The 9,969-nt window shown below is 35.3% G+C and carries 8 protein-coding genes; 6 read left to right on the plus strand and 2 right to left on the minus strand.

Annotated features, from left to right (window positions below; genetic code table 11):
- Positions 1 to 151 precede the first annotated feature (151 nt).
- Positions 152 to 2,611, plus strand: a complete 2,460-nt coding sequence (locus FYC62_RS16930; RefSeq protein ID WP_149075803.1) for a glycoside hydrolase family 31 protein — start codon at positions 152 to 154, stop codon at positions 2,609 to 2,611.
- A gap of 32 nt (positions 2,612 to 2,643) precedes the next feature.
- Here FYC62_RS16930 and FYC62_RS16935 read toward each other — a convergent pair whose 3' ends face one another.
- Entirely contained in the window at positions 2,644 to 3,354 is a 711-nt protein-coding gene (locus FYC62_RS16935; RefSeq protein ID WP_149075804.1) for an outer membrane beta-barrel protein, read from the minus strand.
- A 167-nt stretch (positions 3,355 to 3,521) separates the two neighbouring features.
- Between FYC62_RS16935 and glgB the strand changes: the two genes are divergently transcribed.
- Positions 3,522 to 5,597: a 1,4-alpha-glucan branching protein GlgB gene (glgB, locus tag FYC62_RS16940; RefSeq protein WP_205943742.1), complete on the plus strand. Its 2,076-nt coding sequence runs from the start codon at positions 3,522 to 3,524 to the stop codon at positions 5,595 to 5,597.
- A gap of 62 nt (positions 5,598 to 5,659) precedes the next feature.
- Here glgB and FYC62_RS16945 read toward each other — a convergent pair whose 3' ends face one another.
- Positions 5,660 to 6,010 (minus strand): HesB/IscA family protein, encoded by a 351-nt coding sequence (locus tag FYC62_RS16945; protein ID WP_149075805.1) that lies wholly within the window; start codon positions 6,008 to 6,010, stop codon positions 5,660 to 5,662.
- Positions 6,011 to 6,045: 35 nt separating this feature from the next.
- On the opposite strand from FYC62_RS16945, the gene FYC62_RS16950 reads away from it, so the two are divergent.
- Genes FYC62_RS16950 through FYC62_RS16965 form a run of 4 tightly spaced genes read left to right on the plus strand, consistent with a single transcriptional unit; the run spans position 6,046 to position 9,871 of the window.
- A complete protein-coding gene (locus FYC62_RS16950) occupies positions 6,046 to 6,627 on the plus strand; it encodes a DUF7935 family protein (RefSeq protein ID WP_240534770.1) in 582 nt (193 codons plus the stop codon).
- An 11-nt stretch (positions 6,628 to 6,638) separates the two neighbouring features.
- Positions 6,639 to 8,186, plus strand: a complete 1,548-nt coding sequence (locus FYC62_RS16955; protein ID WP_149075806.1) for an acyl-CoA mutase large subunit family protein — start codon at positions 6,639 to 6,641, stop codon at positions 8,184 to 8,186.
- Positions 8,187 to 8,208: 22 nt separating this feature from the next.
- The gene (locus tag FYC62_RS16960; RefSeq protein ID WP_149075807.1) at positions 8,209 to 8,946 is read left to right on the plus strand and encodes a 5'-nucleotidase C-terminal domain-containing protein; all 738 of its coding nucleotides are present in this window, start codon (positions 8,209 to 8,211) and stop codon (positions 8,944 to 8,946) included.
- A complete protein-coding gene (locus FYC62_RS16965) occupies positions 8,924 to 9,871 on the plus strand; it encodes a metallophosphoesterase (RefSeq protein ID WP_149075808.1) in 948 nt (315 codons plus the stop codon). Before FYC62_RS16960 ends, FYC62_RS16965 begins: the two co-directional genes overlap by 23 nt.
- The last annotated feature ends 98 nt before the right edge of the window (positions 9,872 to 9,969 follow it).

Genomic DNA, 9,969 nt, shown 5'->3' on the forward strand with positions numbered 1-9,969 from the left:
AAGGGGAGTTAAATGTCGTAATTCTTAATGATTTATTTAATTTGTTGATAAAATCATAACAAATCGTTACTTAATTTGTAGTAGTCTTATCAAAAATAAGTGTTTTATTTGTACAAGATTATCATGATATTAGAAGCAAAGAAATCATAACATGAAAGAACAAGAGCCAAAAGGCCTCCCTATAGAAATAACAGCAGAAGATTTAGAACAAGATATACAACACGTTAACAACCCTATTGTAGGTTTAAAGCCTATTGAGAAAAAATATTTGGGTAAAGTAACAGAAGTTAGACAAGAAAATAACCGTTATATATTTAGTGATGGAGACGCTTCTGTTGAGATTAGAGTTGTAAGCGATGAGATTATTAAGGTAAGAATGGCGCCTCATAGCGTGTTCTTGGAAGAGTTTTCTTACGCAGTACCAAAGTTAGACCAGCGTGTGGCTGTTTTTACTTTTACTGAAGAAGATGATAAATACGCTGTTTCTACCAATACGGTAACCTGCTTTATCAATAAAGAAGATTTTAGAATCTCTTTTGCCGATAATGAAAGTAACATCATCAATGAAGACTTTCAAGCTATGCATTACGAGGAAAATGTACAGTTTGGTGGTTATTATGTGTATTGTACGAAAACTTGTTTTCCAGAGGAGAGTTTCTACGGTTTAGGTGATAAACCTACCGATTTCAACCTAAGAGGTAAGCGTCTACAAAATTGGAATTCTGATACTTATTCTTTTGCAAAACATCAAGACCCATTATACAGAAGTATTCCTTTTTATATCAGCTTAAATAAAGGGGTTGCCCATGGTATTTTCATGGATAATACCTTTAAAACACATTTTGATTTTGCTCAAGAAGATAATGGTAAAACCAGTTTCTGGGCAGATGGAGGAGAACTTCAATACTACTACATCCATGGGCCACACATGATGGATGTGGTAAAAAGATATCACACTTTAACAGGTACACATAAATTACCTCCAATCTGGGCTTTAGGCTATCATCAATGTAGGTGGAGTTATTATCCAGAATCTAAATTGAAAGATTTAGCAGATAATTTCAGGAAGAGAAAAATCCCTTGCGATGCTCTTTATCTGGATATAGATTATATGGATGGCTACCGTTGTTTCACTTGGAATAAGAAATATTTCCCTAATCCTAAAAAGATGATTAAGGAACTATCTGATGATGGTTTTAAAACGGTAGTGATTATAGATCCAGGAATTAAGGTTGATAATAATTATTGGGTATTTAAAGAGGGTAAAGAGAATAAATACTTCTGCCGCAGAAGTGATGATTATTTTATGGAAGGTCATGTTTGGCCAGGTCGTTGCCAGTTTCCTGATTTTACCAACCCAGAAGTAAGACAATGGTGGGGAACTTTATTCAAAGAATTAGTAGAAGTTGGCGTTGCCGGCGTTTGGAATGATATGAACGAGCCAGCTGTATTTGGCTCAGGAACTTTCCCTGATGATGTTCGCCACCAATACGATGGTCATCGTGGTTCTCATCGTAAAGCGCATAACGTTTACGGTATGCAAATGGTAAGAGCAACTTATGATGGTTTAAAACTCTTACAAAAAAATAAAAGACCATTCACCATTACCAGAGCAGGTTATGCTGGTGTACAAAGATACAGCAGCGTATGGACAGGCGATAACGTAGCAACTTGGGAACATCTTAAAATAGGAAGTATTCAAATGCAACGCTTGTCAGTATCAGGAATTCCTTTTGCGGGTACAGATATAGGCGGCTTTAGTGGCGAGCCTTCTGGCGAGTTATTCACCAGATGGATACAACTAGGCGTTTTTTCTCCATTTATGAGAGCCCATTCTGCTGGCGATACTGCCGAGCGTGAACCTTGGAGTTTTGGCCCTGAATTAGAGGATATCAACCGTAAATTTATCGAGTTACGTTATAAGCTATTACCATATATCTACTCTACATTTTGGGAGCATCACCGTTATGGTTTCCCAATTTTACGTCCGGTAGTGATGATAGAACAACATAACCCTACCAACCATTATCGCGAGGATGAATTTACTTTCGGAGATAAAATTTTAGTTTGTCCTGTTTTAGAGGAGGGCGCTACCAGTCGCCGTTTATATTTACCAGAAGGGCAGTGGTTTGATTACTGGACGCATGAAACTATAACAGGTGGTAAAGAATTAGATGTGCTTGCACCTTTAGATTCTATGCCAATTTTTGTAAAAGCGGGTTCTGTAATTCCAGAATTCCCGGTTATGCAACATGTTAACGAGTTTGAAGTAGAAGAAATGATTTTTCAAGTTTACTACTCAGATTATGAAGTAAACTCTTTCTATTTTGAAGATCATGGAGATACTTTTGCTTACGAACAAGATATTTATCTAGAGAAAAAGTTCGTGGTAAATGGAGATAAAAAGTCTATGCTTATTAAACAAAGCATAGAAGGCTTATTTACTCCTCGTTACGAAACTTATGATTTAAAAATTATTGGTCTTCCATTTAAACCATCTAAAGTAGTTGTAGATGGTAAAGATTATATTGGCGATCTTGCTTTTGATGACTTAAAAAGGGTAAGATTAAAAGTCAATAAAAACTTTAGACAAGTTCAAATCTTTAAATAATAAATAAGAAAGCCGGAATTTTCCGGCTTTTCTTATTTAAATCTGTATCCTAAGGATAATCCTAAATTAGCATGTTTTACATCAATATTTTCTTGATTATTTTTTGGACTAACATTATACATTCCAATTCCTAAGCTCAATCCTAAATTAAATCCTTTTTTAAACTCATAACCTAGTTGAACATTTGTACCAAAGTCTAAGTTTTTAAAATCATCTTCAGCATCATTACCAAAACTGGTTTTTTCTTTCTCTTCTGAGACTAATTCTAAGCCATTGTTAGCCGTAGTTGATTGTACAAATAATTCTCTTTTAATTTTGCCTCCTACACCTATGGCAGCATAAGGTCCTGCGCCAATAAAGAAATTACCCTTTCCTGCGTTAAATCTAAAAAGACCATAAATAGGAATTTCAATATAATTAGCTTTAATCTCTCTATTTAAGTTTAGAAATTCTCCCATATCATTTACAGTGGTTAAATCAGTACCATATCCTTTTACAATATAATTGACACCGCCTTGTATGTAAAACAACTTCCCAACATGGTGCTCTGCAAATCCTGAAATAGTAAAGGAGCTTATGCTTTTATCTGAATAATTAATCGATGAGTTGGCTATAAAGTTTCTTCCAACAGAAGCATTACTAGATGTAACTCTTATTCCATAAGTAAAATTTTTAAGGCCATCTTGAGCCATGCTTTTAAAGCATAATAAAGCCAAAAAAGATAGAAGTAGTTTCGTTTTCATGTAAATTAATTTTTGTTAAAAATATCATTTTATTTATTTCCTGATAAATTATTCTTTCAATCGCAATCCTTTTCATAAATTGTACATGTAAAAACAGGCATGGCTTGTTTATTGCTTAAATCCATCCAAAAAATCAATCGAGAAAGCACCAATTTTATAGATCATCCATGGCTAAAAAAACTAAAGAACTAAATATAACAGAGGTTAAGGAAGTAAAGAAAAAAGCTCCTGTAGCAAAGAAAAAGGTAGTTTCAACAGCCGCTGAGGAGGTAGGGAATGTGAAAAAAACAGCTGCAAAAAAGGTAGCTAAAGTAAAAGAAGAAGTATTACCAGTTCATAACTATCAGGTTAAGTATTATTCAAAATTTACAGATTTTGATATTAGTTTATTTAGGTCGGGTAAGCATTTTAAATTATATGAAAAATTTGGTTCGCATGTACTAGCAATTGATGGTGTTTTAGGAACTTATTTTTCTGTTTGGGCACCCAATGCACAATACGTATCAGTAACTGGTAATTTTAATGGTTGGGACAAAGGGTCTCACCCGCTTATGGTTCGTTGGGATGGTTCTGGCATTTGGGAAGGTTTTATTCCTCATATAGGTAATGGCGAAATCTATAAATATTTCATTAGCTCTTTTAGTGGTGAGGAAATGGAAAAAGCAGATCCTTTTGCTTTAAGAAGTGAAGAAGCTCCAAAAACAGCATCTATCGTTTGGGATACTTGGTACGAGTGGAAAGACCAAAGCTGGATGAAGAAAAGGCATCAGCATAATGCGCTAAATAAACCTATGTCTGTTTACGAGGTGCATTTTGGTTCTTGGGCTCGCGGTCCAGAATCTCCTGATCAATTTCTTTCTTTCAGAGATATGGCACCAAAATTAGTAGCTCATGTTAAAGAAATGGGTTTTACACATGTAGAATTTATGCCTTTGATGGAGCATCCATTTTACCCGAGTTGGGGTTATCAAATAACGGGTTATTTTGCCGCTACTTCCCGTTACGGTACGCCACAAGATTTAATGTTCTTAATAGAAGAGTTCCATAAAAACGATATAGGTGTCATATTTGACTGGGTACCTTCTCATTTCCCTGGAGATGCACACGGTTTATTTAAATTTGATGGCACACACCTTTATGAACATGCCGATGAACGAAAAGGCTTTCATCCAGATTGGAAATCGCACATTTTTAACTATGGCAGAAATGAGGTAAGAGCTTTTCTTATTTCCAATGCTTTGTTCTTATTAGACCGCTTCCATACAGATGGTTTACGTGTTGATGCTGTTGCATCTATGCTATATTTAGATTATTCTAGAAAAGAAGGAGAATGGATTCCTAATGAATATGGTGGCAGAGAAAATTTAGAAGCTATATCTTTTTTAAAAGATTTTAATGAGGCTGTTTATGCTCATTTTCCTGATGTACAAACCATTGCAGAAGAATCAACATCGTTTGGTGGTGTAAGTCATCCAACCTTTACAGGAGGTTTAGGTTTTGGCCAAAAATGGATGATGGGTTGGATGAATGATACCTTGAAGTACTTCAAAAAAGACCCGGCACATCGTAAATTCCATCATCAAGATTTAACATTTAGTACAGTTTACGCTTTTAGCGAGAACTTTATGTTGCCTTTATCTCATGATGAAGTTGTACATGGTAAGCATTCTTTAATCAATAAAATGCCTGGCGATGAGTGGCAGAAATTTGCTAACCTCAGAACTTTGTATGGATACATGTGGACACATCCTGGTACTAAGTTATTGTTTATGGGGGGCGAGTTTGCACAAACAAAAGAATGGAATCAGCAACATTCTTTAGATTGGCATTTACTAGAATATGCGCCACACCAAGGTATCAAAAAATTAGTAACAGGGCTTAACAAGCTCTACAGAACAGAACCAGCCATGTACGAGCGTTCTTTTACAGGTACAGGTTTTGAGTGGATTGTGAATGATGACGCAGAAAATTCTGTTCTCGTTTATGCAAGAAAAGGTAATAATCCTAAAGACGATTTAATAGTTGCTATAAATTTAACTCCTGTTCCAAGAGAGCAATACAGGTTTGGCGTTACCAGACCAGGCAATTGGCATGAAATCTTTAACTCTGATGATGAACAATATTGGGGTAGCGGCATAAAAAATTTACCAACAGCAAGTGAGGCACATGGTAGCCATTGGAAATCTAATTCTATAAAAGTTAATATCCCACCTTTATCAATTGTAGTATTTAAGGCTATATAATGGAAAACGCCGTACTTGGGAATAAGTACGGCGTTTTCATTATCAAAACTAAAAACTAATTTTTAAACAGAAAAGCTGGTGCCACAGCCACAAGTTTTAGCGGCATTTGGGTTGTTAAAAACAAAACCTCTAGAATTTAATCCTTGCTGAAAATCAACTTCCATACCTGCTAAATACAAGCCATGAGCCTTATTCATAAAGCATCTTATGCCATCTATATCGTATTCTGTATCGCCTTCTTTCTTTTGGTCAAAACCTAAAATATAATTCATTCCGGCACAACCACCACCCTCAACACCAAGTCTTAAACCAAATTCTTCGTTTAATTCTTGTTGTTCCATTAACTTTTTCACTTCTTTTTTTGCACCTTCGGTTAATGTTACAGGTGAAACTGCTGTTACTGCTGTACTCATAATATTATTTTATTGTTGCACAAATATAAGGTAAAATGCAGATTTTTGTTTTTACAAGAATCAATTTTACCAATACTTTACAATTTAAAATGGACGCTTTAACGTTTTTATTAGATGTTTTAAAATACACATTATCAGGTTTTTTTGTAATCCTGGGCTCTTACTTCTTGTTTAAAAGCCAGTTTGATGCTTATTACAATTTAAAAGAACTAGAATATCGTTCATCTGTACTTAAAGATATTTTACCACTAAGGTTGCAAGCTTATGAAAGGATGACTCTTTTTATAGAGCGTATCAATCCATCAAACTTATTATTAAGATTACATGTCTCTGGTATGTCTGCCAAAGAAATGCAGAATTTAATCTTAACAGAGGTTAGAGCAGAGTATCAGCACAATTTAGCTCAGCAAATTTACCTTACTAATGATGCTTGGCAAATCATCAAAAGAGTAAAAGATGATACCATAAGTATCATCAACTCGGCAGTAAAGAGCCTTCCGGCTGATGCTAGCGCCGTAGATTTAAGTAAAGTTGTTTTTTCTCGTTTAGATAGTATCGAGGAAAACCCTTACGAGTTAGCTTTGTTAGTGATTAAGAAAGATATTCAAGAAATGTAATTCATCATCATATGGCAGATAAACTCAATAAAACAACTTCAGGTATTGAAATTAAAGAAGTTTATCATCAGCCTAAGCAGGATATTGAAAAACCTGGCGAATTCCCATTTACTAGAGGTATACAAAAAGATATGTATCGCGGTAGATTATGGACAATGCGCCAATACGCAGGTTTTTCTACCGCCGAAGAATCAAACAAAAGATATCATTATTTACTGCAACAAGGCACTACAGGTTTATCTGTTGCTTTTGATTTACCAACGCAAATAGGTTATGATTCTGATCATGACATGGCAGAAGGCGAAGTAGGTAAAGTAGGTGTTGCTATAGACTCTTTAGAGGATATGGAAATACTTTTTGATGGTATTAAGCTAGCGGATATCACTACTTCAATGACTATCAATGCTACAGCCGCCACATTATTAGCCATGTACATTGCATTAGCAAAAAAACAAGGAGCAGATTTATCTCAAATTTCTGGAACTATTCAAAATGATATTTTAAAAGAATACGCTGCCCGAGGTACTTATATTTATCCACCAAAGCCTTCTATGCGCCTCATAACAGACGTTTTTGAGTATTGCAGCAAAGAACTTCCAAAATGGAATACCATTTCAATATCAGGTTATCATATCAGAGAGGCGGGTTCAACAGCGGTACAAGAATTAGCCTTTACTTTGGCAAACGGAAAAGCATACTTGCAGGCCGCCATAGATAAAGGCTTAGATATTAATCTTTTTGCACAGCGTTTATCATTCTTCTTCAATTGCCACAATAATTTTTTCGAAGAGATTGCCAAATTTAGAGCAGCAAGAAGAATGTGGGCAAACATCACTAAATCTTTAGGGGCAACAAATAATAAGGCACAACAATTACGTTTTCATACGCAAACAGGAGGCTCTACTTTAACAGCACAACAACCTCAAAATAATATTGTAAGGGTAACAAACCAAGCTTTAGCTGCCGTTCTTGGAGGAACACAGTCTTTACACACCAATGGTTTTGATGAAGCTTTATCTCTCCCAACAGAAGAGGCCGCTAAAATAGCCTTAAGAACACAACAAATTATTGCATTTGAAACAGGTGTTACCCAAACGGTAGACCCTTTGGCAGGTTCTTATTTTATAGAATCTCTTACAGATGAGTTAGAAAAATTAGCTCAAGCATACATAGATAGGATAGATAGCATGGGTGGGGCTGTACAAGCTATAGAAAATGGTTTTGTACAAGGTGAAATTGCAGCAGCAGCTTATGATTATCAAAAAGCTATAGAAAATGGCGAGCAAATTATTGTTGGGGTAAATAAATATCAAGAACAAGAAAGTATTAAGCAAGATGTTTTTCGGGTTGATGACAGCATCAGAAAAACACAAATCGATAAGATTAAGCTATTAAAAGAAAGAAGAAACCAAGAAGCCGTTACCCAAAAACTAGCCGATTTACAGCTTGCTGCAAAAAATAACCTTAACGTAATGCCTTTTTTACTTGCCGCAGTTGAAGAATATGCAACTTTAGGCGAAATTGCCGATACTTTTAGAGAAGTATTTGGAGAATACTAAAAACACTAACTAAATCATTAATATGAAATTTAAATTTTTAATAGTTGCTCTTGCAGCACTATTATTACAGGCTTGTGGTGTTCATTATCAAGTAAAGAATACCCAAAAGCAAATTTATCTTGTCTCAGCAGATTTCCCAGCCGATGCTGCCCTCAGTAATTTTTATAAGCCATACAAACAACAGCTAGATTCTATCATGAATGATGTTGTAGTTGTATCAACTAAAGAAATCCAAAAAGGGAAGCCAGAAGCGCCTTTAAATAATTTCTTTGCGGATGCTATGTACCATAGTGCCAAAGCAAAAAATATTCAGTTTGATTTTACTTACACCAATTACGGTGGTTTACGCACATCCTTGCCTAAAGGCAATGTACCACGCTATAAAATTTTCGAGCTCATGCCTTTCGAAAATGCATTTGCCACGGCTACTTTCTCTGGTCAGCACATCGTAGAATTCTTCAATTTTATAGCCAACAGCGGTGGCGAGCCTATTTCTGGAGCAACTTTTACCATAGATAATGGCAAAGCTATAGATGTTAAAATCAATGGCGAGCCTATCAACTTAGAAAAAAGCTATACCATCTTAACATCAGATTATATGATAAACGGTGGCGATGGCGGTGAAATTTTCACCAAAGCAATCTCTAAAAAAGTTTATGAATATAAGCTTAGAGATGGCTTATTAGATTATCTCTCAACATTTAAAAACAAAAATCAAATTTTAAATCCTGTAAACGATGGAAGAATTAAGCTTAAATAGAAGAGGTTTTTTAAAAGGTTCTCTATCAGCCGCAGCTTTATTAGCAATGGGTTTTAGCCCGCAAAGTGTATTTGCCGAAGAAGATTTCGTGAAACTTACCATACTACATACTAACGATGTGCATAGTAGGATAGACCCATTCCCAATGGATGGCTCACGTAACCAAGGCAAAGGTGGTGTTGCACCTAGGGCCACGCTCATCAATAATATCAGGAAAGAAGAACAGAATGTTTTACTGCTTGATGCTGGTGATATTTTCCAAGGCACACCTTATTTTAACTATTGGGGTGGCGAGTTAGAAATTAAAATGATGAGCATGATGGGCTATGATGCCGCTATCATGGGTAATCATGATTTTGATAACGGAGTAGAAGGCTTTGCTAAGCAATTACCACACGCAAAATTTCCATTCTTAAATGCCAATTACGATTTTACAAACACCGCGTTAGAGGGCAAAACCAAAGGCTATCAAATTTTCAAGAAAGGAGGTTTGAAAATTGGTGTCTACGGCTTAGGGATAGAGTTAACAGGTTTAGTAAACCAGCAACAATACGGAGAAACCAAATACCTAGACCCCATAAAGAAAGCTTTAGAAATGGAGCGCTTTTTAAAACAAGACCAAAACTGCGATTTAGTCATCTGCCTTTCTCATTTAGGCTTCAAATATCGCGAAAAGAAGGTTTCTGATATAGTTTTAGCCCAAAGCACATATTTTACAGATTTAATTATTGGCGGCCATACCCATACATTTTTAAACACGCCAGAAAGCGTAAGAAATTTATCAGGTAAAGAAACTTTGGTTAATCAAGTAGGTTTTGCCGGAATTAACTTAGGTCGTATTGATTATATTTTCACCAAAGAAAAAAAGAAAAAAATAACGTATTCTTCTGCTATTGAAGTAATTGAAAATAAATTCAAAATTTAGTTTTTTTAAACCAATTTTTTTTTCAATCTTCGAGACTCGGAAGCAAGCAACCCCGCAATGCTTCCATCGCATTTAGAATCAGATTATTAAAGAAATAT

The organism is Pedobacter aquae (genome assembly GCF_008195825.1).
In the GTDB taxonomy this organism is placed as follows: domain Bacteria; phylum Bacteroidota; class Bacteroidia; order Sphingobacteriales; family Sphingobacteriaceae; genus Pseudopedobacter; species Pseudopedobacter aquae.

Coding starts and splice junctions, on each gene's coding strand:
- FYC62_RS16930 (WP_149075803.1), top strand. CDS start 152: ATGAAAGAACAAGAGCCAAAAGGCCTCCCTATAGAAATAACAGCAGAA.
- FYC62_RS16935 (WP_149075804.1), bottom strand. CDS start 3,354: ATGAAAACGAAACTACTTCTATCTTTTTTGGCTTTATTATGCTTTAAA.
- glgB (WP_205943742.1), top strand. CDS start 3,522: ATGGCTAAAAAAACTAAAGAACTAAATATAACAGAGGTTAAGGAAGTA.
- FYC62_RS16945 (WP_149075805.1), bottom strand. CDS start 6,010: ATGAGTACAGCAGTAACAGCAGTTTCACCTGTAACATTAACCGAAGGT.
- FYC62_RS16950 (WP_240534770.1), top strand. CDS start 6,046: ATGCAGATTTTTGTTTTTACAAGAATCAATTTTACCAATACTTTACAA.
- FYC62_RS16955 (WP_149075806.1), top strand. CDS start 6,639: ATGGCAGATAAACTCAATAAAACAACTTCAGGTATTGAAATTAAAGAA.
- FYC62_RS16960 (WP_149075807.1), top strand. CDS start 8,209: ATGAAATTTAAATTTTTAATAGTTGCTCTTGCAGCACTATTATTACAG.
- FYC62_RS16965 (WP_149075808.1), top strand. CDS start 8,924: ATGGAAGAATTAAGCTTAAATAGAAGAGGTTTTTTAAAAGGTTCTCTA.